Source organism: Halalkalibacter sp. APA_J-10(15) (genome assembly GCF_023017105.1).
Taxonomy (GTDB): domain Bacteria; phylum Bacillota; class Bacilli; order Bacillales; family Bacillaceae_D; genus Halalkalibacter.
Genome location: NZ_JALKEV010000012.1, coordinates 1 through 23,129, shown reverse-complemented (window position 1 = coordinate 23,129; position 23,129 = coordinate 1). Strand labels below are relative to the sequence as shown.

The window sequence follows — 23,129 nt, the reverse complement described above, 5'->3', positions numbered from 1 at the left end:
AGACAAATGATAAATTTCCGTTTTATAATAAAGTTGCACTAAGGAAAAACATGTTGTCATGAGCAAATAAATAGACTTGGACAAATGTTTTAACACTAATCAAACTTTTAGCGCCTTATAATATTGATATACATATACCTTATAAGGAGAAAACCTTGTTTTTGTGCAAAGGTAGAAGTGGAAAGTGATATGTATATAATTAAAAAAGTAAGAAGGAGAGGAATTGGAGATGAAGAAAAAAGGGTGGATTTGGCTAAGTATGGTCGTAGCATTCAGCTTGCTATTGGCTGCATGCGGAAGTGAGGAGACCGTCCAGGAGGATGAGACGGGAACAAATGAGGACAATGGCTCGAGCGAAGAAGTTGTGCAAGATGAAAATGAAGAAGGACTAACGATTACAACAAGCTTTTCTATATTAGGGGATATCATTTCACAAGTCATTGGTGATCGTGGTACAGTTGAATATATTGTCCCAATTGGTGAAGAGCCTCATGAGTATGAGCCTGTACCAAGTGATTTTCAAAAAGTATCAGATGCAGATGTCTTCTATGTTAATGGACTTGACCTTGAGGAATGGCTTGAGTCTATTTTAACTAATGTGACAGAAACAGAAATCGTAGCCATTTCTGATGGAGTTACAGCCATTCCATTGGAAGGTGGAGAAGAGGATGATCCACATGCTTGGTTAAGTGCGAAAAACGCTATCCTGTATGTTGATAACATTGTGGAGGATTTAATTAAAAGAGATCCTGATGGCGAGTCTGTCTATCGTGAGAATGCTGATGCATATATAACACAATTAGAAGAGCTTGATGCTTGGATTGAAGAGGAAGTCGTTGAGATTCCAGAAGAGAAACGTGTTATTGTTGTAAGTGAGAATGCATTTAAATATTTTGGAGCTGATTATGGCTTTGAAACAGAAGGTGTATGGGATATTAACTCTCATGCAGAAGGAACACCACAACAGGTTTCTCGAATTATTGATTTAGTTAATGACTTAGAGCTTCCTGCTGTTTTCGTTGAAACAACCGTTAATCAAGATTTCATGAAGCAAGTTTCAAATGAAACGAATGTCCCAATTGCCGGCGAAGTGTATACAGATGCTGTTGGGCTTGAGGGAAGCGGAGCTGAGACTTATTTAGAAATGATGGAGCATAATGTTAATGTCTTTGTTGAAGGACTAACACAATAATAAGGAAAGGCACCCTCGTGAGGTGTCTTTCGTGACATCCGATGAAAGGTGATTGAGATGGAGATGAAGACGAGTATTGCGGTAAAGCAGCTATCGGTTCGTTATCATAATGAGAAAGCTCTGGATACGATTACGCTTCGTTTACCTAAAGAGGAGTTAGTAGGAATTATAGGACCGAACGGTGCTGGGAAGTCAACATTTATCAAAGTGGTAATGGGAATGATCCCAAAGCAAAGTGGTTCGATATCAATCTTGGATGAGTCCATCAACAAGGTTCGAAAAAAAATAGCCTACGTTCCACAGCGAAACCACATTGATATGGATTTTCCCGTTTTAGTTGAAGATGTTGTTTTAATGGGGCGTTATCCTCATATTTCTTGGTGGGGGAGACCAAAAAAGAGGGATCGGCAACTAGCTCTTCATTGCCTCGAAAAGGTCGGCATGATTGATTTTCGGAAAAGGCAAATAGGTGAATTGTCAGGTGGTCAGCAGCAGCGAGTATTTATTGCTCGAGCATTAGCTCAGGAAGCTCAATTGTTTTTCTTAGATGAACCGTTTGCTGGCATTGATATGACGTCAGAGCAAATCATTTTTCAATTACTAAAGGAATTGAAAAATGAAGGGAAAACAATATTTGTTGTTCATCATGATTTAAGTAAGGTAACCGATTATTTTGATCAGTTAATCATGTTGAATAAAAAGCTCATCGCTTACGGAAAAACAGAAGATGTCTTTTTATTAGAAAATTTAGAGCGTGCATATGAAGGAAAAGCGGCATTTGTGTCAAATGGTAGCTTTGGTTCAATGGTGGTGAGCAACTAATGGAAAACATAGCTTTTTTTCTTGATGCAGTTGGTAAGTATCAATACTTGCAAAATGCGCTAATAGCAGGAATTCTCGTTGGGATTATATGTGGGATGGTGGGTTGTTTTATCATTTTACGAGGTATGGCTTTAATGGGAGATGCGATTTCTCATGCGGTTTTGCCAGGTGTTGTTATTGCGTATTTACTTGGAGCAAGCTTCTTTATTGGAGCGATGGTTACAGGGGTTTTGACAGCTATTGCCATTGGGTATGTATCACAAAAAAGTCGGATTAAACATGATTCGTCGATTGGTATTATGTTTACAGCTGCGTTTGCATTAGGGATAGTCTTAATTACGTATAATCGTGGCTCAGGATTGGACTTATGGCATATTCTGTTTGGGAATGTGTTAGCTGTTGGAACTTCGGACTTATGGATGACGATTGGAATTGGTATTGCCGTTTTTGCATTAATTCTTTTATTCTACAAGCAATTATTAATTAGTACATTCGATCCGACGATGGCTCAAGCCATTGGATTGCCGACTCAATTAATACATTATTTGTTAATGATTATTTTAACATTAGTGACAGTTGCTTCCCTACAATCAGTTGGTATTGTCCTTGTCGTAGCCATGCTTATTACTCCAGGTGCAACGGCCTACTTATTAACAGATCGTCTGCCGGTGATGCTAGGTTTAGCGTCCTTATTTGGTGTAATTTCAGCGATTGTTGGTGTTTATGGCTCATTTATTTATGATGTAGCGACAGGGGCTTCGATTGTATTAGTCGCATCAGTGATTTTCATTATTGCTTTCTTATTTTCGCCAAAACAAGGTGTTGTCGTCCGTTCATTTAGAACAACAATGGCTAACCGAAAAGAGTCACGCGATCGTACGGCTGTATAAGCTATTCCTATCCCTAATTCTTAATCTCAACAAAAAATTCTGAATAAAAAAGCACTCCTTTAAAGAAAAAAACTCCCTTTTCAATTATTACTGTTTATTTAATGAAATCCGAATGATTCTTTTTGAATCTTCGGATTTTCCTTTTGACTGAAACTTATTTTTCTCGATCCTTTCTGTGACAAATACACATATAACTCTTTCCCTATCTCCTTCTACCTTAAAAGCAGAGGTGATTAGTCATTACGTAAACCGTTGTCGTATAGGTGGCTATATTGTGGTATGATGATTGTATAAATATTATTCGACAAAAACAAAGTTCATTTGATCTGTCAAATGACGAATGTTATCGAAAACATGAGTATTATGGAGTAAATGACAGTAATTATAAAAAAATCAAATAAAAATAAAAAAAATAGAGGAAATGCCGTAGGGGTGTCGAACTTAGTATAAGGATCAATATTTATTACTGTAATCAGAGGGGGATTTTGTGTGCAAAAGGTAAAGGTTTGTATTGCGGATGATAATCGAGAATTAGTTCATTTGTTGAATGAGTATATTTCTGCTCAAAGTGACATGGAAGTCATAGGAACGGCTTTCAATGGACAAGAGTGTTTAGGCTTAGTTGAGGATAAAGAGCCTGACGTCTTAATTTTAGATATAATTATGCCTCATTTGGACGGTTTAGCAGTGCTAAAGCGTTTGAATACATTAAAGCTTAAGAATAAACCGAATATTATTATGCTGACCGCATTCGGTCAGGAAGATGTCACGAAGAAGGCTGTCGAGTTAGGTGCATCCTATTATGTGTTGAAGCCTTTTGATATGGATGTACTTATTACGAATATCCGAGATATTGGCGGAATAAATCAATCATTTATTCAACCATCTGGTTCATCAAATTCATCATCATTTATTTCATCTAAATCAGATTCATCGTCTTCTAATGGAGGCTTGAACTTAGATGCAAGCATTACTAACATTATTCATGAAATAGGTGTTCCTGCACATATCAAAGGTTACATGTACTTAAGAGAGGCGATTACAATGGTGTATAATGACATTGAATTGCTTGGTTCAATTACTAAGGTTCTCTATCCCGATATTGCGAAGAAGTTCAATACGACGTCAAGTCGAGTGGAACGTGCGATCCGACACGCAATTGAGGTCGCATGGAGCCGTGGAAACATTGAGTCTATTTCAAGTTTGTTTGGCTACACGGTTAGCCATTCAAAAGCTAAACCAACAAATAGTGAATTTATTGCGATGGTGGCCGATAAGCTAAGGATTGAGCATAAGGTGTCTTAGTTGCTACGTCATACAAATATACGTCAAAAGTCAAACCCAATGAATCATGATGAATTGTTGGGTTTGATTTTTTTTTTTGCAAAAGTTTAAGCGAAGGAGCACGGTGGATGAAAAAGTGGAAAACGTTAGACTCTCACTATGTATATAAGACGCCATTTGGCCATTTAAGAAAGGATAAATGCCAGCATTCAAAAGGGATCATAGATGGCTACTATGTTCATGAATACTCTGACTGGGTGAATGCGTTTGTCATCACGAATATAAAAAAGTAGTGCTAGTAAAGCAATACCGTTATGCGGGAGAGGATTTCTTTTTAGAAGTTCCTGCAGGTAAAATTGAGGAAAATGAATCATATGAGGAAGGGATTTTAAGAGAATTAAAGGAAGAAACAGGTTATACATCAAAGACGAAGCCGATCAAATTAGGTGAATTTATGGTAAATCCTGCAACGCAAACGAATAAAATTATAACATGTCTTATTATCGATGCCTTTAGGAAATTCGATCAAGATCTAGATGAAACAGAAGAAATAGAAGTGGTCTTAGTTGATTTTGATGAGATGAAAGAATTAATAAGGGCAAATGAAATAAACACACAATTATTTACTGTAAGTGCCTATTATTTGGCAAAGGATTTTTTAGATCAGAAATGATTAAATCAATGACAGCTCTTACCTTGATTTGTTTGCTAGTCAAGGTTATTTTTACTATATCATTCCTCGCTCATAGAAATTGCTGTATTCGCTCATATTAAGGACAAACGATTTAAAGAGGGTATGGATATGGCTGAACCAATTTATGGTGTACTTTATGAGCATCAACAAACAAAGAAATTGCTCCAGTATGTACCGGAAGAGAGTATCGTTTTTTTATGGCATCAAGATTTAGATGGAGTTGCTGTTAATGGTATGATAGAAGCTAAAGTAAAAGCAGTTATTAATATGTATCGATCCTATAGTGGGACATTTCAACATCCCCATGTATCCTCGCTTTTAAAGGCTGGCATTGCTGTATATGATGTGAAGGAGCTACATCGCCGAAAGGATTACACCTTTGATGGTGAAGAAATGATGATTGATCAAAATGGACTTTATATGATAGAAGGGTTGAAATCGTATAAAGTTGCCTCGCTGGAAGTATACGATCAGCAGCTAGTATTAGAAAAAGATGAACTAGCTCGTACGCATTATTCATCAAGTTATGAGCAGTTCGTCCTTAATACATTAAATTTTGCCAAGAAAGAGCAGCTCTGGTTTCAAACGAAGCCACAACTGCCTCATTGCTTACATGTCATGAAAGGGAAGCACGTTTGTGTTGTAGCGCGAAATACGAACTATGAAAAAGATGTTCAGGTGCTACGTTCCCTTTTAAATCAAAAGAACCTTGTCATTATCGCAGTTGATGGCGCGGCCGATGGCTTGTTGAAAAAACGAATAAAGCCGCACTTTATTTTCGGTGATATGGATTCAATTAGTGAGAGAGCTATGTTTTGCGGTGCAACATTAATTTGTCATCAGCATGTAAACGGTGATTCTCCTGGAAAAAAACGAGTAGATCGTTTAGGGTTGGAGACCGAGCTTATTCAATTCGTTGGCACAAGTGAAGATGTCGCTATTATGGCTGCTTATTGGTCAGAGGTGAGTCGGATCTTTTTAGTAGGCTGTCGTTTAGGAATGGAGGAGTTTCTTGAGAAGGGTCGTCCTGGAATGGGTGCAACATGGTTAGCTCGAATACAAGCAGGAGCAAAAATAACTGATTTAAAAGGGATTCATCATATTGCCTCAAGCTCAGTAGCTTTTAATTCAATGATACCGAAAGTTGAACGACCATCGATGCTAGAATTCGTCCGTTCCTTTATTCAAGAACGTTTCTACGCTTGGAAGAAGAAGGAGGTGCTTTAACTATGTCGGTATCGCTTGTCATTCCAGCCTATAATGAAGCAGAATACATCGTTCAGACCTTGTCATATATAAAGAAACTCGGTGAAAGCGATACAGAATTAATCGTCGTTGATGATGGAAGTACAGATGCAACGGCTTCGTTAGCGAAAGAACTGGCGGATCAACTCATTTGCTTACGTGAAAACCATGGAAAGGGCTACGCTTTGCAAGCTGGGTGGGAATGTGCTCAAGGCGACTATATTGTTTGTTTAGATGCTGATTTAGAAAAGAGCGCATTAGAATATGTAGAGCTTTTGAAGCCCGTTGAATCACAACAAACAGATATTTGTTTGTCCATTATTCAACCAGGAAAAAAAGCGGGAAATGGTTTTGTGAAGAGAAGAGTACAAAAGCTTATCCATCAACAAACAGGAATGTGGCTAGAGTCTCCGCTGTCCGGACAGAGGGCTTTTCATCGGAAGTGGCTTCCTATTTTATTAAAGCAGCGCTATATGGGATTTTCTGTGGAAGCACAAATGACGATTGATCTACTGAATGCGGGAGCGTCCATTTTTGAATTGCCGACAACGATGACGCATCGAGAAATGGGGAAATCCTTGAAAGGTTATACACATCGATTAAAGCAGTGGTGGCAAATCGAAAAGCAATTAAGGAGCGTCCGTGTATGATCAGTCTCATCTCCTTCATTGGCGCAGCTGCGTTCAGCTTTTTCCTTTTCAAGCAAGTAAGATGGGTTGTATACAATTATCAGGGAAAAAAGATTCCATATAGCATCGGATGTTTTCTGATGATTAGTTATGTCATAAGTTTGGTACTTTTACAAGGAAATGTGAGAGCTGGTATGGGCATAAGTCTTATTTACCTGTTCGTGATATGGGGAATGGGGCTGTTAGATGATATTTATGGAGAAGGATACCCTAAAGGATTAAAGGGGCATTTTCGATATTTTCGCGAAGAACACCGTCTGACGACTGGTTTAATGAAAGGAATGATGACAGTTGTTGTGGCGGCACTCGTTGTTTGGCAATGGCAGCAGCTATGGTATGAAGCATTTATCGCCTTTTGGCTATTAGTGAGCTTTCCTCATGTTATGAATTTGTTTGATACACGACCATTAAGAGTGTTAAAGGTGACGACGATCATAGCAGGTATCTTACTATTGGGCCTTCCATTTGATTTCTCACTCATGAGAATGGTAGGAATTGTTACACTCATTTGGCTTTTGATGGAAGGAAGCAAATGGGCGATGCTCGGTGATAATGGCTCAACACTTGTCGGTGCAATGATTGCACTTGTGGTGATACACTTTAGTTCATTGAGCGCTCAATTCATTATGAGTATGACGACGGCTTTTTTTATATGGTATGCAGAGCGAGTATCTTTTTCAGCTGTTATAGAGAAGGTACGAGTATTAAAGGCTTTAGACCAATTGGGGATAAAAAAAGGGTAACGAAACAGGCTTAGTCTGGTTCGTTACCTTTTTTGATTGCAAATCGTGATGAAATCTTCCCGTTTTTCTTATCTCGGTAAAAAATAAAGCCACCTATGAAGCTAAGCCCAGCTAAAAATAATACAATTCCAACAAAAAACTGTATAATTAATGTAGGAAAAGGTGTTAATAAAATTTGAAATATACTATCACGCATTAGCTTAATGCCGTAGCCAGCGATAATGCCTGGAATGACTAGAATCATTAGTGCGATAAAGCGTCCCATTGTTAATCCCTCTTTTATACGCATCATGTTTAATCCTTTTTTATTTTAACGCAAATAAGGTTCGAAGTATAGGAACAGGCATATTGAAATTGTGTCTATTTAATAAAAACGTACTAGCGATTTTATTAGAAAGTAATAGCAACCTTTAAGACCAAGTCATAAAAATAGTGGCATCGTCTTTCGGTTTTGAGTACAATATAAGGAGACCGTTTTGAACAATAGCTTAAAGAAAAGCCATCTCGCGTATTTCTTTACATATTCGATATAAAATGAAATGATACATGTAATGGTTATAAAATTGATTTTTTTGAAATAGAATGTGGACGAGCAGGTTGTTTGATAGAAGGAGGAAGGTATGGCAGAGGAATTTGATGTTGTCATTTTAGGTGGAGGAACAGGCGGTTACGTTGCAGCGATTCGAGCGGTGCAAAATGGGCTGTCTGTTGCGATTGTTGAAAAGGAAAAACTTGGTGGAACGTGTTTACATAAAGGGTGTATCCCTACAAAGGCCTTGCTTCGAAGTGCAGAGGTTCTGCAAACAGCAAAGAAGGCAGAGGTATTTGGTGTACAAACTGGGGAAGTCTCGTTTGACTTTGAGCAAGTGCAAAAGAGAAAGGACGATATCGTTGCCCAACTGTACAAAGGCGTACGTCATTTAATGAAAAAAGGGAAAATCACTGTATATGAAGGAATAGGCAGACTGTTAGGTCCATCGATTTTTTCACCATTGCCTGGCACTATTTCGGTGGAACGAAATGATGGTTCTGATAATACGATGCTGATCGGTCAAAATGTATTAATTGCAACAGGGTCTTCACCACGTACGTTACCAGGTCTTGATGTTGATGGGACGTCTGTGTTGACCTCTGATGAAATGTTGACATTGCAAAAGCTCCCATCCTCAATCGTTATTATCGGTGGTGGTGTGATTGGAATTGAGTGGGCATCGATGCTTGCTGATTTCGGAGTAGACGTAACCGTCGTTGAGGCAAGTGAGCGAATCTTACCTAGTGAGGATGCAGACGTTTCGAAAGAAGCTGCTCGATTACTTGAGAAAAAGGGGATTCAATTTATCGTTGGAGCCGAAGTTGATGTAACTGAGATTAAAAGGCTGACAGAAGGTGCTCGTGTTCCGATTAAACATGAAGGTGAGAATAGATTAATCGAGGCTGAGAAGCTCTTGCTTTCTGTAGGGAGAAGTGCCAATGTACAAGGGATTGGTTTAGAAAATACGGATATTGAAGTCATAGATGGTGTCATTTCTGTAAATGATGTATACCAAACGAAAAATCCGCACATTTACGCAATTGGTGATGTCATAGGTGGGCTGCAGCTTGCTCACGTTGCATCACATGAAGGCATCATTGCGGTTGACCATATCGCTCGGAAGAAAGTGGAACCATTGCCATATGATCAAGTACCAACATGCATTTATAGTTCTCCAGAAATGGCACGTGTCGGTCTAACAGAGGAAGAAGCGCGACAGCGTGGTGAGGATGTACGTACGGCTATTTTTCCATTTAAGGCAATTGGAAAGGCACTTGTACTAGGAGAGGATGAGGGATTTGTGAAATTAGTCGTCAATGCAGACCAAGACGTTTTAGGTGTCCATATGATTGGTCCCCACGTAACGGACATGATTTCTGAATCTGCATTAGCAAAAGTACTAGATGCATCGCATATTGAACTAGCCGAAACGATCCGACCGCATCCCTCGTTATCAGAGATTGTCGGCGAAGTGGCACTTGCTGTTGATGGAAAAGCGATTCATTTGTAATGGAAGGAGAGATTATTTACATGAGTAAATACAATCATAAAGAGCTAGGCCTATCAGATCAAGCTGTCATTGAAATGTATAAAAAAATGCTATTAGCTCGTTTAATTGATGAAAGAATGTGGCTATTAAATCGTTCAGGGAAAATCCCTTTCACCGTCTCTTGTCAAGGACAGGAAGCGTCTCAGGTTGGTGCCGCTTTTGCTCTAGATGAAGGGCTTGATTATATTCTTCCTTATTATCGTGATATGGGAGTCGTATTGTCGTTTGGCATGACAGCGCGTGACCTTATGCTTTCTGCGTTTGCCAAGGCAGAGGATCCAAGCTCTGGTGGTCGACAAATGCCTGGTCACTTTGGCCAACGGAAAAACCGCATCGTCACAGGATCATCTCCTGTAACGACACAAGTTCCTCATGCGGTTGGGATCGCTCTTGCTGGTAGACTCGAGAAGAAAGAGTTTGTCACGTTTACAACGTTTGGTGAAGGTTCATCAAATCAAGGAGATTTTCATGAGGGGGCGAACTTTGCGGGTGTTCATAAATTACCTGTTATTTTCTTATGTGAAAACAACCAATACGCGATTTCGATCCCAGTCGAGAAACAGCTCGGGTGTGCGCGTGTTTCAGATCGAGCAATTGGCTACGGAATGCACGGTGAAACGGTAGATGGGAATGATCCACTTGCTGTTTATAAGGCGGTGAAAGAAGCTCGTGAACGCGGCTTGCGTGGCGACGGCCCAACACTGCTTGAGGCGATTTGTTATCGTTTTGCACCACATTCGAGTGATGATGATGATCGCTCGTATCGAACGGCTGAAGAGGTTGCAGCAGCAAAGGAAAAGGACCCTATTAAGACGTTTGCTAGCTATCTAATCGAGACTGGTGTTCTAGATGAAGCGGGCTTAAACGTTATGAAGGATAGCTTAGCGAAGGAAGTCGATGAGGCAACAGAATACGCTGAAAAGGCACCTTTTGCTGATCCAGAAAGTGCGCTATTACATGTCTATGATGAGCAGGTGTAGAGGGGGGAGAGAAAGATGGCTGTACGATCTTATATTGAAGCAGTAACGTTAGCTTTACGTGAAGAAATGGAACGAGACGAGAAAGTATTTGTACTTGGGGAAGATGTTGGAGCCCGTGGAGGGGTATTCCGAGCAACGAATGGTTTGTATGAACAGTTTGGTGAAGAGCGAGTCATTGATACTCCCCTTGCGGAGTCAGCGATCGCTGGTGTTGGTATTGGTGCTGCAATGTATGGAATGCGCCCGGTCGCTGAAATACAATTTGCTGACTTTATTATGCCAGCAGTGAACCAAATTGTTTCCGAAGCTGCGAAAATACGCTACCGTTCAAACAACGATTGGAGTTGTCCGATCACGATTCGTGCCCCGTATGGTGGAGGTATTCACGGTGCACTGTATCACTCACAGTCAGTTGAGGCCATGTTCGCGAATACACCTGGTTTGAAAATTGTTATGCCTTCAACACCTTATGATGTAAAGGGGCTTTTAAAGGCCGCAATTCGTGACAATGACCCTGTTTTGTTTTTCGAGCATAAACGAGCCTATCGCTTAATAAAAGGTGAAGTACCAGATGACGATTATACGCTACCGATTGGCAAGGCTGATGTGAAAAAGGAAGGCTCAGATATAACCGTCATTACATACGGCCTTGCTGTGCATTTTGTGTTGCAAGCGGCCTCGCGCCTTGAACAGGATGGTATTTCTGTTCATGTCCTTGATTTACGTACGGTGTATCCACTTGATCAAGAGGCGATAAAAGAAGCAGCAAATAAAACAGGGAAAGTATTACTCGTAACAGAAGCAAATAAAGAAGGCAGTATTATGTCAGAGGTTGCGGCGATTATTTCAGAGCACTGTCTATTCGATTTAGATGCACCTGTTCAGCGCATCGCAGGGCCTGATGTACCAGCAATGCCGTACGCTCCGACAATGGAAAAATATTTTCTCATTAATCCAGATAAAATCGAAAAAGCGATGCGCGAGCTAGCTGAATTTTAAGGAGGGATCGAAATGGCAACCGAAATGACCATGCCACAGCTTGGAGAAAGTGTGACCGAGGGAACGATTAGTAAATGGTTAGTCGAGCCAGGCCAATCGGTTAAAAAGTATGACCCCATTGCGGAAGTACTAACAGACAAAGTGAATGCTGAAATCCCATCTTCTTATTCAGGTACGATTCAAGAATTGCTCGTTTCAGAAGATGAGACTGTAGAGGTTGGTCGAGTGATTTGTGTAATTGAAGTGGATGAGGGTGATGCTGAACGTGAATCAAGCGAATTAGAGTCGAGTGAAGCGCCAAAGGCTATTGACAGTATAGATCGCATTGAAGATACAAAATCACAAAAACGTCGCTATTCGCCGGCTGTACTAAGGCTAGCATCTGAGCATCATATTGATTTGGAATCAGTGATGGGAAGCGGAAAAGGTGGACGGATTACCCGTAAGGATATTCAGGCAGTGATTGATAACGGTGGCGTACCAAAAAGCATTCCTGTAACTGAACAGCCAACAGTGAAGCCCCGTTCTGGAACAAATCAACGGCAAGTCGTTACGGAATCTGGAGATGTTGAAGTTCCATTATCTAGCACGCGAAAAGCGATTGCAGCCAATTTGGTCCAAAGTAAGCAGGATGCTCCTCACGCTTGGATGATGGTTGAAGCTGATGTCACGAATTTAGTAAGCTATCGTAATCAAATTAAAGGTGAGTTCAAACAAAAGGAAGGCTTTAATTTAACCTTTTTACCATTTTTCATTAAAGCCGTAGTAGAATCATTAAAGGAGTTCCCAGAAGTGAATGCGGTCTGGGGTGGCGACAAGATTATCCAGAAAAAAGATATTAACATCTCTATTGCTGTAGCAACAGATGATGCCCTGTACGTTCCTGTCATAAAGAATGCTGATGAAAAATCAATCAAGGCGATTGGTCGGGAAGTAAATGAGCTTGCTAATAAGGTTCGCACGGGTAGCATCTCTGGTGACAATATGCAAGGTGGGACATTTACGGTTAATAACACCGGTTCATTTGGTTCAATATTATCAACACCGATTTTGAATCATTCACAAGCGGCAATCTTATCTGTGGAATCGATTGTCAAGCGTCCTGTTGTCATTGAAAGTGATGCTGGTGATATGATTGCGATTCGCAGTATGGTCAACCTCTGCTTATCGCTTGATCATCGCGTATTAGACGGCTTAATTTGCGGTCGCTTCCTTGCGCGAGTGAAGGAGATTTTGGAGAATACGTCAAAGGAAAATACATCGGTTTATTAATAAAATTCTCTTAAGAAGGGCACTGAAAAAGTTTGGTTTCTAACTTTTTTGGTGCCCTTTAATCTATGAACGAAACCGTTTCCTGTTTTGAAAAGCTTAGTACGAGTCGTTTCTCGTATCTAGCTAGCAAAGAGTGAAGTCATTGCTAGTCTAATCAAAGCTACTGAAAAAGTTGAGTAGTCCTTTTTTCAGATGTCTCCTTTTAAGACTTTGCTTAGTCTTGAGAGGATTTTTTGTCCTTTAGTGCGCCATAGTGCATGATTACTCTGAATTTGGTTACGCTATTGGTTGAATACATAAAGGAAAGGATGACGAATTGATGAAGTCATTTTACCGATTATTTTTTGTAGGGCAAGGCTTGTTCATCATTTTATTAGCTTTTACTGCTTTATCCTTTGTTCAGGCTGAGGAGAATACAGCAGAGCAAAGTGATTGTCATCACGAGTGTGCGATGAAATTTCATAAGGAGTTTCACGTTCATCTTGATTACTACTATGATCTCTTGGCAGAAAAGTTTGCTCCCGAGCATCTTGATCAGTGGAAGGAGATCAAGAAGGAAAGAGATTTATTGAAAAAGAAGTGGAAGGAAGCCAAAAAGCGTGGTGATGTAGAAAAAGGTGACCTATTTAATCAAAAATGGTTGGAGGAGCACGAAAAGATTCAAGAACAATTTTCAAATGCTGTTGAAAAACGTGATATAGAAGCTATTCAAGACGTCTTACCGAAGCTATTTTCTCATTATCAAAAAATGAATGAGACGTGGAAAAAAGCACTAGAAGCGTCATCATAATAGTAAAGCTGTTCCAATAAATCGGGGACAGCTTTTTGATTGAGGTAAAACGACTCTTTTAAAAAAATAAGTTTAAGAGTTTACAAATAAGAATAATTACGATATAATTCACTACTGTAATAAAACGTAATGGTTACGAAAGGGGTAGAAGAATGAAGCCTACATATTATATACTAGCTCTTATCCTAGTACTTTCAGCATTTTTAGCTGCGTGTGGTGGCACAGAAGAAGAACTAGAGGAAGTTGATTCTGGTGAGGATGATAATGCGGTTGAAGAAACGATTGAACCGTTAGAAGTGTTTACGACGATTTTTCCATTAGAGGACTTTGCTAATAAAATTGGTGGAGAGTTTGTTGAAGTGACAAACATGGTACCTGTTGGAGCAGATGCACATACATTTGATCCAACTCCACGTGAAATGATTGATGTCGCTGAAGGGGACGCATTCATTTATAACGGGGCTGGTCTTGAAGGATTTGCTGATGCTTTAATTGATACGTTAGAAGGAGAAGATATTCTCATTGTTCAAGCATCAGAAGGAATTGATTTAATAGATTATGATGACCATAGTCATGATCACGATCATGGACACGAAGAAGATCACGACCATGATCATGAGCACGAAGAACATGGACACGAAGAAGATCACGACCATGATCATGAGCACGATCATGGACATGAAGAAGATCACGACCATGATCATGATCACGATCATGGACATGAAGAAGATCACGACCACGATCATGAGCACGAAGAGCATGGGCACGAAGAAGATCACGGTCACCATCACCATGATGAAGATCCTCATGTGTGGCTTGATCCGATTTTGGCGATTACGCTAGCTGAAAATGTAAAAGACGCATTTATTGAATTAATGCCGGAGCAAGAAGAGTTATTTACAGATAATTTCGAAGCGTTAAAGGAAGAGCTTGAGCAGCTTGATGAGGAGTTTCAAGAGATGGTCGATGCAGCGAGCAAGGATACATTTATCGTTTCGCATGCGGGTTACGGTTATTGGCATGAACGTTATGGCTTAGAGCAAATTGGTATTTCTGGTATGTCACCAACCGAAGAGCCTTCTCAACGTCAAATTGAAGAAATTATTGAGCATGCCGAAGAAAATGATCTTCACCATGTGATGTTTGAGCAAAACATTCCAACACAAGTTTCTGAAGTCGTGAAAGATGAAGTTGGGGCAGAGGCTGTCTATTTACACAATTTAGAAGCTTTGATCGACGAAGATGTAGAAAATAATGAAGATTATTTCTCATTAATGAGACGCAATATTGAAGCATTGCGCACGGCGTTGCAATAAAGGAGAACAGCTGGCCTTTTAGGTCAGCTGTTTTTTAAACATCTAAGAATTTATAATGTTTTTTGACGTTTCATCAGGGAGGAGGTAGTCGGATTCGTGCGAGGCGTGGGCTACGCTCTTTACTATGATTGAGAGGATCAAGGCAAAACGATTGGTTTAATTCAAAAAAGAGGGTACAATAAGGAAAGAATATGTAATGCGAATGAGAGGTGGCTTTTTAATGGAATTTAATTTCTTTATGAACGATGTCGTACAAGTGGCACGTCAAGAGATGGACCAAGCAGGCTATGACCAATTATCAACGGCTGAAGAAGTCGATGAAACGTTGAAGCAAGAAGGAACAACACTTGTGATGATCAACTCGGTGTGTGGCTGTGCGGGGGGGATTGCTCGTCCGGCGGCTGCTTATGTGAAAAATTATGATACAAAGCCAGATCGATTTGTTACGGTTTTTGCAGGGCAAGATAAAGAAGCAACAGCTCGTGCTAGAGAGTATTTCGAAGGCTATGCTCCTTCATCACCTTCGTTTGCCTTGCTTAAGGACGGTAAGATTCAAATGATGGTTGAGCGTTATGAGATCGAAGGCCATGAGCCCATTCAAGTCGTTCAAAAGCTTGAGAAGGCTTTTGATGAGCACTGTTCATAAGAACGGATGATATGATATAAGCCTTGCTCAGAACGGAATCAATCTGGGTGAGGCTTTTTTCATTTAGATGAGAGGCTTTTGTTGTTTGCACAAATGAAATCTATTTGTTTGTGAACGAAATATGGTATAATGCCGTTACGAGATAAAAGGAGAGTGTCAAGATGCAAGCATTATATGATCAAATTCAAGTGTATTTAAACATGGATGAGGAGATTTCATTTAAAGAATTTCAATCTTACTACCAAAACGTATTGAAGGAGCTTGGAGAACAAGGAGATTCTTTAAATGAGGAAATGGTTTGGAAAAGTCTGTTTATTGTCGAAAATGTGATGACAAACGCAGAGGGCCGTGCGAACGCGAAAGGACCTGAAGCGAAAAAATATAAAAAAATGGCACAGCGCTTACAGTTATGGGCGAAAAACTTAGCACAACGACTAGGTGAGCTTGGCTATAGCGAGGAAGATATTAGCGAGCGCTTTAATCAAATGTTAGAGGAAGGCGCATCGGAGGAAGCATAGTGTTGTAAGAGAGATGTGAAGGATGCTGCAACTTTTGTGGCATCTTTTGGATGAGGTTTTAGTGAATATAGCTTTTACTTATACAGATGATAGAGGATCCTTTGGTTGACTTCTCTATTATATCAAGTTAGACTATAACGTGTCGTGCGCCTATGGTGAAAGGGATATCATTCAAGATTCCGGTTCTTGCGTTGTAGGTTCGAGTCCTACTAGGCGCGTTTAAAGAGGGAAAAGACGTCATTAGCTTTTTGAAGGCTGGTGACGTCTTTTTTAATTAAAGGAAGAGCACTGGCTTCGTTTGTTACACTCATGATTGAAAGGAGTGCACAGCCATCCATGCTGAAACCAATGTAACGGGTTCGTGCGGCAAAGTAAAGGACGGTTTTCTTTACTTGTAATGTCCACCTATTTTCTTAGCGCGTTCCTTTGCTTGACCAGCAGCTTTCATGGAAACAGCACGAATAATCGAGGCTTTGCCGAATTTATTGTTAATGGCGTCCATCGTTCTCCCGATTTGTTCCTTTCGACCTGTATCAACTTCAAACAAGCTTAATTGCCGCGCGCGATCAGAGCTGAGCTTTGTTAAGGTGACACCGATTTGCCGAATCGGCTGTCCTGACCAAAATTGCTGAAACAAAGGGACTGCAACTTCGTAAAGGTCTAAGCTATAATGACTAGGCTGTGGTAGTGGACGTTGACGTAAAAAAGAGAACGGCTGCTCATAATTGGCCCCTTTGGCAAAGACTTTGATCGTTTCCCCGAGCTGCTTTGATTGACGCGCGCGTGAAGCAACCTCTTCACAGAGCTCAAGCAGGATCACCTTAATTTCTGCTAAGCTGTCATAATCACGCGGCAATGTCATCGCATGTCCAATTCCCTTCGCTTCACCGTCAGCGGATGACTCTGCAAGGGGGGAATCGTCATGGCCATTGGCACTAAGCCATAAAACATGACCAGGAATGCCCCACTTTTTCTTCATTCGCTCAAGGGGTGATTGTGCTAGATGGCCAATTGTGCGAATCGCCATGTTATGAAAGTGACGCTCCATTCGCGTGCTTACACCGAACAAAGAACGTATCGGCAAGGGCCACATGTGAACGGGTACCCCCACTTTTCGTAGCGTAAATCGACCGTCTTTTCGTTTTTTTGCAAAACGGTCACAAGCCATTTTTGCTAAAAGCTTATTATCACCAATTCCAATTCGGGCAAACACACCGGTTTCCGCTAAAATCGTTTCCTGTATCATCTCTGCAAGAGCGTCGACGGATTCATAAGCGTGAAGGCAGCCAGTCACATCAACAAATTGCTCATCAATGGAGTAAGGCTCTACTAAATCAGTAAAACGATACAAAATGTCTGTAATATGTACAGATACTTTCATATATGTCTCCATTTTTGGTTTGATAATGACCAAATCAGAGCATTTTTGTTGCGCCTCCCACAGTCGCTCCGCTGTCTGAATACCATATTTCTTCGCGATTGGACAAGCGGCTAAAATCACTCCACTACGCCGTTTCGGATCGCCGGAAACGACCGTAGGTTTCCCCCGTGATTCTGGATAAAAGCTCTTTTCAATCGAAACATAAAACGATTCCATATCAATTAAAAAAACGGTTCGCTCCATCTTCATCCCTCAGTTCAGTGATGTTTTTGAGTCATAGATGTTTGAGTCACTTTCTAATGCGTGTAGTGAAGACACTTTTTATTCAGTATATACGAACGTCAGTTCTTATTCAAAACGAAATATTTGGAAATGAGAAGGAGAGGATGCTGAAAAAAGATTGACTTTAGTCATCAATTCCGTTAAAATTAAACTTGTCGTTAAAATAATATAACATGATCCGTTAGCTCAGCTGGGAGAGCGCCACCTTGACAGGGTGGAGGTCATTGGTTCGAGCCCAATACGGGTCATTGGGTGCCAAACCCGCGAAATCCTTCTGGAACAAGGATTTCTACGAAGAACATCACTTCAAAAGTGATGTTCTTTTTGTTGAAATCAATTGCTTGCCGACATTTTGCCGACGAAAATCAAAAATTAATGATTTTATGGCAAATTAATCTTATTTTTATGCATAAGTAATGAATCTAATTTATCAGCAGCTGCTTGATCAGCTTTCTTGAGTACATGGCCATATATGTTCATTGTCGTTTTAATATCTGCATGACCCAAACGATCAGCAATTTGCATGGACTCCTTCATTAATTAATAAAGAAGCAGACGTGTGGCGTAAAGCATGAAAATTAATATAAGGCAAGTCATTCTTATTTAAAAAGCGTTCCCAAAAACGATTAATTGATCTAGGGTGATAAGGTTTGCCATTTTCATTAGCAAAGATAAAAAAGCGATCTTTGTCCCATAACTCGTCAACAGCAAGTCTTTCTTTTCCTCTTATGGCTCGAAGTTTCTCAAGAGGTTTTATCAGCGATTTAGGAAGAGATAGGTTTCTTTTTTTTTCTTTTGAACTTAACTCTACATCTATGAAATAACCTTTTTCTTTAGTATAGGTGACCTTTTGTCGAATCATTATTAATCCTTCATTTGTATCTATGTGTTTCCACTCTAGCCCAAGAAGTTCAGATCTCCTTAAACCAGTTGAAATGGCAATTTTAATAGCGATCTGCCAATGTAGTAACTCATTTTCTAAACATCTCATCAACTCAATTACTTGTTCATCGTCATAAACATTTATTTCTTTCCCAGTAACCTTTGGTTTTTCTACTCCTTCAAGTGGAGATTCTTTGATTAGTTTGCACTTAACAGCAAATTTGAAAATACTTTTTAAAATTCGATAGTGATAGAAAATAGTTGCAGAAGACAGTGAACCTTGCTTTCCATCTTGTCTCATTCCTTCCTCAGATAGATTGTGTAGAAAATCAATAATATGAATAGGTTTAATTTGATATAGTTGAAATAATTGAAAAGCGGGTAAAATTCGCTTCTCTAAATGTAGTATATAAGTATCACTTGTAGTGCCTGCTAATTTCTTCCTCGCAAATTTAGGTAACCATTGTTTTTTTACAAAATTCTCGAAACTAATTTTTTCAGGTTCGATATAACCTTCGTCTGTCACTTCAGCAACAAACGTAATTAATTCTTTTTCTACTTCTCTGGAACCTTTAGCGGTAATAGTTTTATATTTCTTCTTACGTTTTTTCTTTTTTGTATGTGGATCGATTACATAACCTAAATCAACTTCTAGCTGCCATTTATTCTGACCTCGATGACGATAAGAACCAGTAGCCAATATGATCACTCCTTAAATAGAATAAAATCTCCTAACGCTTATTAACTGATCATCAATTTCATCGTAATAAACGCTTAACGTCATAACTTAATTGCTCCTCTCCAACTTGCAACCAGCTGTCAAGTTGATACAACGATACTCGAGGCAGAATGTATTGATATATGCAGACCCACCTTATATCCTTTCAACTCGGACGACAACTAGTTACAAACATGAGATGTCTATCGAACAACATATTGAGTTATTAGAGGTACATCCTGGACCTGTTATTTTATCAGGTTATGCTCATCCGCTTTATGATGAAACCTTGAGTAACTGGCGTCGTGAAAGAAAAAAAGCGAAAGCGGAAGGGGGAGCAAAAAGAGAAGAAGTCCTTTGGATAAATCCTGTTGCTGTTGAAAATGGGATTTTTCAAGAGTGTTTATTTTAATGATAGATGCTTTGAGGTGCGGTTTCAAAATGGGGAGATGTTTAAGTATTTCCGTGATAGGACTTGGGGGTGAGACCAGATATGAATCAAAAGGAAGCAAGAGCGTTAAAAGCAGACAAAGACTACTGGAAAAATCTCTGTAAGGAATTATCTAATAAGGACAGTGACCAGGTAATTGAAATTGAACGCTATAAGAAAACGTTACTTTATATCCAACAGCAACTTAAAACACAAAACACCGGCGCTCGATCGAAAATTAGTCAAGCGATTGAGGATGCGTTGGGGTGATGCAAATGAAATGCAATAAGGGAGGAGATGGAATGACTGTAATTAAATTTGAAGTATCACCAACAAGTAGAAAAAGACTTGACGATCTATCTGAAATATTAATGCTTTCAGATTTAACAACCGATGGGCAACGTTGGTCTGATGAACAAATTATTCATTTCACACTTATGAAATTACATGATGATTTTACAAAGAATAAGAAACCAAACACTGGTGAATAGTTCGACCAAACCATGATGAAGGAGTGAAAAATTGAACAAATATTATGCTGTATAATAAGCGCCAGAATAGATGCGCTTTTCATGTGAAGTCTCTCAAATGATTTTTATTTTTTGTTCTCAAAGAAATACTGTGTGAAATATAGTAAAACGGCTTTAATACAAAGAATTATGTAAAAATGCATTTTACTCATATTTTTGAATGTTATAAGACCAAGCCTACTAATTATATTTGTGAATACAAAGTTGAAAATAGCATTGGAAAACATTGTTAATATCATAAAAGCAGGGAATTTTCCGTAAGTAAATTTTAATGTCCAAAGAGTACTTACTATATATAGGCCTAAATTATATGGGCCGCCTCCAATTAGCTTTGGATGAAATTTCACATTGAATTTCCACCAGCCAAACTTATCAGCTAAATAATCTTCCAAAAAGCCGACTCCACTCATTACCAAAGATGCGGGGAGATAACGCTTGAAGGATTTCCATCCAATAAAAGGAGTTGTAAGCCATGGAGTGATTAATATTACCAATAACAAAAGTTTCTTCATATTCACTAATAACCATCACCTTTTTAAATTTAATCTTATTATTTGTCAAAAAATATATTTATATTTAAAAAGAGTGAAATTCTTTAATGCACAGTCCGACCAAATCAAGGAGTGAAAAAGATGAAGCGGAAATGTTCGCGGATTGGGTGACAGAGCAGGTATTACCTACGATTAGGGAGAGTGGTCGTTTTGAAGTACAGCCCTCTTATATGATTGAAGATCCTATCAAAATTTCCCAACCTCATTTCTTTACATTTTTAGACAAATTAATTATATCATTATGAACACATTGAAGTAATTAACTTTTTTTCTACTCCCAAAACAAACACAAACCGATGGAGGTGGCAGGTGATGTAGCATGGCTGAGAAATATGTACAAGCCGAGAAAGATTATGTCAAAGGCATGAAGTATAAAGACATTGCCGAGAAGTATGGAGTATCACTCAACACAGTCAAGTCGTAGAAAAAGCGCTATGGTTGGAATCGTGATATGGGTGCACCAAAAACAAAAAGTGTGCACACAAAAAAACGAGGTGCGCCTGGTTTCCCGGTATTTACCGAATATCGCACCTGCATTATTAATAAGCACATCTAATCGTTCATACCTCACCTTGAATTCCTCGGACATACGTTTGACATCGGCAAATGAGAATAAGTCTGCAATGATTGTATCGACATTGTTATTGCCTGTTTCGGACTTAATTTCTTTACATACTGCCTGTGCGTTGTCTTTATTGCGTCCGTGAATGATTACGGTATGTCCCTGCTTTGCCAAAGCCTTAGCGGCAACCTTTCCAATTCCGGCAGTAGCGCCTGTAATGAGTATAATTTTTTTCATGAGTATTTCTACTGTTTTTGATCGTGAGCTTATGTTTTTCGAATGTTCGTTTATTAATAAAGACAGCTACTTACTTGGCAGCAGCCGAAGCATGTTGATCTCGTTGGATGTACCCAAGCGAATACGCAGCATATAAGTGCCTGCCCCTGATGATACGAGTATCCTTGTTTTGCCATGCTGATGTAGCCCTTTGTTGTAATTGAACACCAGCTCGTTGAGCAGATTAAAGGGGAATACCTGTCCTGCATGTGTGTGCCCTGACAGCATTAAGTTGGCGCCAGCAGCTTCGGCGTATTGCAAGCCAACTGGACTGTGATGCATGAGGACAGTAGGCGTATTCTTCTTTAACCTAAGGTCCGACAAAGTCGATTTGATGGTTTGCGAGTGATCGGACGCATGCATATCGAAAGTGTTTTCATCGGCATTCATATAATCTAGCCCTACTAGCTGAAGTCCATGCGTCTCTACAACTTCATTGTGGAGAATGCGAACTCCTTGCTGCCTGATTAATTTAAGCACACGCTCGTTATCAATATACTTTTCATGGTTGCCTCCAACGTAATAAATAGGTGCTTTAAAGTCAGATAGCGGATCGAGAACGCCAGGTAGAAGAGCTGCGTTTGAGTCAACCAGATCGCCATTGATAAGAACAAAATCCGGTTTTCTGTGATTGGTTTCTTTAGCGATTTTCGAAAGATAATCCCGACTGTTGTGGTGACCTAAGTGCACATCATCGGAGGTGTGCATGACGTTGACCTCTTTTTTTAGCCATGGTATCCGGATTATTCTTTCATCAACTCTGAATGTAGATGCTCTAATGGCGCCCGTTACCGTTACGATAAACGCAAGAACTAAAACCACCGATGCACTGAGAGTTGCGGGCAAATCCCAGATGAGCTGGACAGCATGCTGGATAATAAGTAAGAAAAGCGTGTACACATAGAACATAATGAAATACCCGCTTAGGACATTTAAATGTCCAACCAGTTTGCTTGCCGATTTAACTCCTGCAACAATCGCTGTCGCTGTGCCGGCAATGGCTAATGTAACAACGATAAAAATTAACCAAAGGGAATACAAATCAAAAAGGATTGTAATCGAGAACTAACATACCATAAGGACAAAGCAACAAGTGCGAGCATTGTAATTGGGATTACAACTCCCAATAACTTTTTCATTTATGAAACCTCCTGAACATAATAGAACGATCGTCTATTTATAGAATAAAAATATTTAGGATGCTTTAGGCTTTAATGGCATCCCAAATGATTATATGGGTTTAAAACCACGTGTTCTACACGTGTGAAAATAAAACTTCTAGAGTGGTAAAGTGACAGAAAAAATCTCCAATCGTTATAATAGAAAATGGCCGTCAAACCAACTTCTATAAAACGA

At 39.6% G+C, this 23,129-nt stretch carries 26 protein-coding genes, 2 tRNA genes and 2 pseudogenes; 23 read left to right on the top strand and 7 right to left on the bottom strand.

Annotation, left to right across the window (positions count from 1 at the left end):
- The first annotated feature begins 229 nt into the window (after window positions 1–229).
- The 9 genes from MW695_RS14340 to MW695_RS14300 all read left to right on the top strand — a co-directional run bounded on the left by MW695_RS14340 (window position 230) and on the right by MW695_RS14300 (window position 7,559).
- Entirely contained in the window at window positions 230–1,192 is a 963-nt protein-coding gene (locus MW695_RS14340; RefSeq protein WP_247106038.1) for a metal ABC transporter solute-binding protein, Zn/Mn family, read from the top strand.
- Between the two features lie 57 nt (window positions 1,193–1,249).
- Window positions 1,250–2,014 carry a metal ABC transporter ATP-binding protein gene (locus MW695_RS14335; protein WP_483299859.1) on the top strand — a complete coding sequence of 255 codons (765 nt, stop codon included), beginning with the start codon at window positions 1,250–1,252 and terminating at the stop codon, window positions 2,012–2,014.
- A complete protein-coding gene (locus MW695_RS14330; protein WP_247106037.1) occupies window positions 2,014–2,904 on the top strand; it encodes a metal ABC transporter permease in 891 nt (296 codons plus the stop codon). The genes MW695_RS14335 and MW695_RS14330 overlap by 1 nt, the downstream gene beginning before the upstream one ends.
- A 489-nt stretch (window positions 2,905–3,393) precedes the next feature.
- Window positions 3,394–4,209 carry a sporulation transcription factor Spo0A gene (gene spo0A, locus MW695_RS14325; protein ID WP_247106036.1) on the top strand — a complete coding sequence of 272 codons (816 nt, stop codon included), beginning with the start codon at window positions 3,394–3,396 and terminating at the stop codon, window positions 4,207–4,209.
- A gap of 107 nt (window positions 4,210–4,316) precedes the next feature.
- A complete protein-coding gene (locus tag MW695_RS14320; RefSeq protein ID WP_247106035.1) occupies window positions 4,317–4,481 on the top strand; it encodes a hypothetical protein in 165 nt (54 codons plus the stop codon).
- The gene (locus MW695_RS14315; protein WP_247106034.1) at window positions 4,481–4,861 is read left to right on the top strand and encodes an NUDIX hydrolase; all 381 of its coding nucleotides are present in this window, start codon (window positions 4,481–4,483) and stop codon (window positions 4,859–4,861) included. Before MW695_RS14320 ends, MW695_RS14315 begins: the two co-directional genes overlap by 1 nt.
- A gap of 129 nt (window positions 4,862–4,990) precedes the next feature.
- Window positions 4,991–6,109 (top strand): putative cytokinetic ring protein SteA, encoded by a 1,119-nt coding sequence (steA, locus tag MW695_RS14310; RefSeq protein ID WP_247106033.1) that lies wholly within the window; start codon window positions 4,991–4,993, stop codon window positions 6,107–6,109.
- A 2-nt stretch (window positions 6,110–6,111) separates the two neighbouring features.
- Window positions 6,112–6,777, top strand: coding sequence for a glycosyltransferase family 2 protein (locus tag MW695_RS14305; RefSeq protein WP_247106032.1), 666 nt, complete (start codon window positions 6,112–6,114; stop codon window positions 6,775–6,777).
- Window positions 6,774–7,559: a hypothetical protein gene (locus MW695_RS14300; RefSeq protein WP_247106031.1), complete on the top strand. Its 786-nt coding sequence runs from the start codon at window positions 6,774–6,776 to the stop codon at window positions 7,557–7,559. Before MW695_RS14305 ends, MW695_RS14300 begins: the two co-directional genes overlap by 4 nt.
- Before the next feature lie 10 nt (window positions 7,560–7,569).
- Here the strand turns inward: MW695_RS14300 and MW695_RS14295 are convergent, their stop codons facing one another.
- Window positions 7,570–7,824: a DUF2627 domain-containing protein gene (locus MW695_RS14295; protein WP_247106171.1), complete on the bottom strand. Its 255-nt coding sequence runs from the start codon at window positions 7,822–7,824 to the stop codon at window positions 7,570–7,572.
- Window positions 7,825–8,179: 355 nt separating this feature from the next.
- Here MW695_RS14295 and lpdA point away from each other — a divergent pair, with 355 nt between their 5' ends.
- From lpdA to MW695_RS14250, 9 genes are all read left to right on the top strand, one after another.
- Window positions 8,180–9,601, top strand: a complete 1,422-nt coding sequence (lpdA, locus tag MW695_RS14290) for a dihydrolipoyl dehydrogenase (protein ID WP_247106030.1) — start codon at window positions 8,180–8,182, stop codon at window positions 9,599–9,601.
- Between the two features lie 20 nt (window positions 9,602–9,621).
- The gene (locus MW695_RS14285) at window positions 9,622–10,620 is read left to right on the top strand and encodes a thiamine pyrophosphate-dependent dehydrogenase E1 component subunit alpha (RefSeq protein WP_247106029.1); all 999 of its coding nucleotides are present in this window, start codon (window positions 9,622–9,624) and stop codon (window positions 10,618–10,620) included.
- 15 nt (window positions 10,621–10,635) lie between these two features.
- Window positions 10,636–11,619, top strand: a complete 984-nt coding sequence (locus MW695_RS14280; RefSeq protein ID WP_247106028.1) for an alpha-ketoacid dehydrogenase subunit beta — start codon at window positions 10,636–10,638, stop codon at window positions 11,617–11,619.
- Window positions 11,620–11,631: 12 nt separating this feature from the next.
- Window positions 11,632–12,891 carry a dihydrolipoamide acetyltransferase family protein gene (locus MW695_RS14275; protein WP_247106027.1) on the top strand — a complete coding sequence of 420 codons (1,260 nt, stop codon included), beginning with the start codon at window positions 11,632–11,634 and terminating at the stop codon, window positions 12,889–12,891.
- A 319-nt stretch (window positions 12,892–13,210) separates the two neighbouring features.
- Entirely contained in the window at window positions 13,211–13,681 is a 471-nt protein-coding gene (locus MW695_RS14270; RefSeq protein ID WP_247106026.1) for a hypothetical protein, read from the top strand.
- 152 nt (window positions 13,682–13,833) lie between these two features.
- Window positions 13,834–14,997, top strand: a complete 1,164-nt coding sequence (locus MW695_RS14265; protein ID WP_247106025.1) for a metal ABC transporter solute-binding protein, Zn/Mn family — start codon at window positions 13,834–13,836, stop codon at window positions 14,995–14,997.
- 220 nt (window positions 14,998–15,217) lie between these two features.
- On the top strand, window positions 15,218–15,643 hold the full coding sequence (locus MW695_RS14260; protein ID WP_247106024.1) for a BrxA/BrxB family bacilliredoxin: 426 nt from the start codon (window positions 15,218–15,220) through the stop codon (window positions 15,641–15,643).
- A gap of 161 nt (window positions 15,644–15,804) precedes the next feature.
- Complete coding sequence (locus tag MW695_RS14255; RefSeq protein WP_247106023.1) at window positions 15,805–16,161, top strand: hypothetical protein; 357 nt, start codon at window positions 15,805–15,807, stop codon at window positions 16,159–16,161.
- Between the two features lie 146 nt (window positions 16,162–16,307).
- A tRNA-Arg gene (locus MW695_RS14250) sits at window positions 16,308–16,379 on the top strand.
- Between the two features lie 170 nt (window positions 16,380–16,549).
- Here the strand turns inward: MW695_RS14250 and MW695_RS14245 are convergent.
- Window positions 16,550–17,791 carry a DNA polymerase IV gene (locus tag MW695_RS14245; protein WP_247106022.1) on the bottom strand — a complete coding sequence of 414 codons (1,242 nt, stop codon included), beginning with the start codon at window positions 17,789–17,791 and terminating at the stop codon, window positions 16,550–16,552.
- Window positions 17,792–17,999: 208 nt separating this feature from the next.
- Here MW695_RS14245 and MW695_RS14240 point away from each other — a divergent pair.
- Window positions 18,000–18,072 (top strand) — tRNA-Val (locus MW695_RS14240).
- A 133-nt stretch (window positions 18,073–18,205) separates the two neighbouring features.
- Here the strand turns inward: MW695_RS14240 and MW695_RS14235 are convergent.
- Both MW695_RS14235 and MW695_RS14230 read right to left on the bottom strand, forming a co-directional pair.
- Complete coding sequence (locus MW695_RS14235) at window positions 18,206–18,361, bottom strand: hypothetical protein (RefSeq protein ID WP_247106021.1); 156 nt, start codon at window positions 18,359–18,361, stop codon at window positions 18,206–18,208.
- Entirely contained in the window at window positions 18,336–19,406 is a 1,071-nt protein-coding gene (locus tag MW695_RS14230; RefSeq protein ID WP_247106020.1) for a site-specific integrase, read from the bottom strand. Before MW695_RS14230 ends, MW695_RS14235 begins: the two co-directional genes overlap by 26 nt.
- A gap of 217 nt (window positions 19,407–19,623) precedes the next feature.
- On the opposite strand from MW695_RS14230, the gene MW695_RS14225 reads away from it, so the two are divergent.
- The 3 genes from MW695_RS14225 (at window position 19,624) to MW695_RS14215 (ending at window position 20,345) form a co-directional block, all read left to right on the top strand.
- On the top strand, window positions 19,624–19,836 hold the full coding sequence (locus tag MW695_RS14225; protein ID WP_306421184.1) for a hypothetical protein: 213 nt from the start codon (window positions 19,624–19,626) through the stop codon (window positions 19,834–19,836).
- 81 nt (window positions 19,837–19,917) lie between these two features.
- Window positions 19,918–20,124: a hypothetical protein gene (locus MW695_RS14220; protein WP_247106019.1), complete on the top strand. Its 207-nt coding sequence runs from the start codon at window positions 19,918–19,920 to the stop codon at window positions 20,122–20,124.
- A 32-nt stretch (window positions 20,125–20,156) separates the two neighbouring features.
- Window positions 20,157–20,345: a hypothetical protein gene (locus tag MW695_RS14215; RefSeq protein ID WP_247106018.1), complete on the top strand. Its 189-nt coding sequence runs from the start codon at window positions 20,157–20,159 to the stop codon at window positions 20,343–20,345.
- A 104-nt stretch (window positions 20,346–20,449) separates the two neighbouring features.
- Here MW695_RS14215 and MW695_RS14210 read toward each other — a convergent pair whose 3' ends face one another.
- A complete protein-coding gene (locus MW695_RS14210; RefSeq protein ID WP_247106017.1) occupies window positions 20,450–20,902 on the bottom strand; it encodes a hypothetical protein in 453 nt (150 codons plus the stop codon).
- 352 nt (window positions 20,903–21,254) lie between these two features.
- Between MW695_RS14210 and MW695_RS14205 the strand changes: the two are divergent.
- Window positions 21,255–21,437 (top strand): annotated as a pseudogene (locus tag MW695_RS14205) (sigma factor-like helix-turn-helix DNA-binding protein); the annotation flags it as partial.
- Between the two features lie 18 nt (window positions 21,438–21,455).
- Here the strand turns inward: MW695_RS14205 and MW695_RS14200 are convergent.
- Together MW695_RS14200 and MW695_RS14195 are read right to left on the bottom strand one after the other, a co-directional pair.
- Window positions 21,456–21,734, bottom strand: a pseudogene (locus tag MW695_RS14200) (SDR family NAD(P)-dependent oxidoreductase); the annotation flags it as partial.
- 66 nt (window positions 21,735–21,800) lie between these two features.
- Window positions 21,801–22,814 (bottom strand): metallophosphoesterase, encoded by a 1,014-nt coding sequence (locus MW695_RS14195; RefSeq protein WP_247106016.1) that lies wholly within the window; start codon window positions 22,812–22,814, stop codon window positions 21,801–21,803.
- Between the last annotated feature and the right edge of the window lie 315 nt (window positions 22,815–23,129).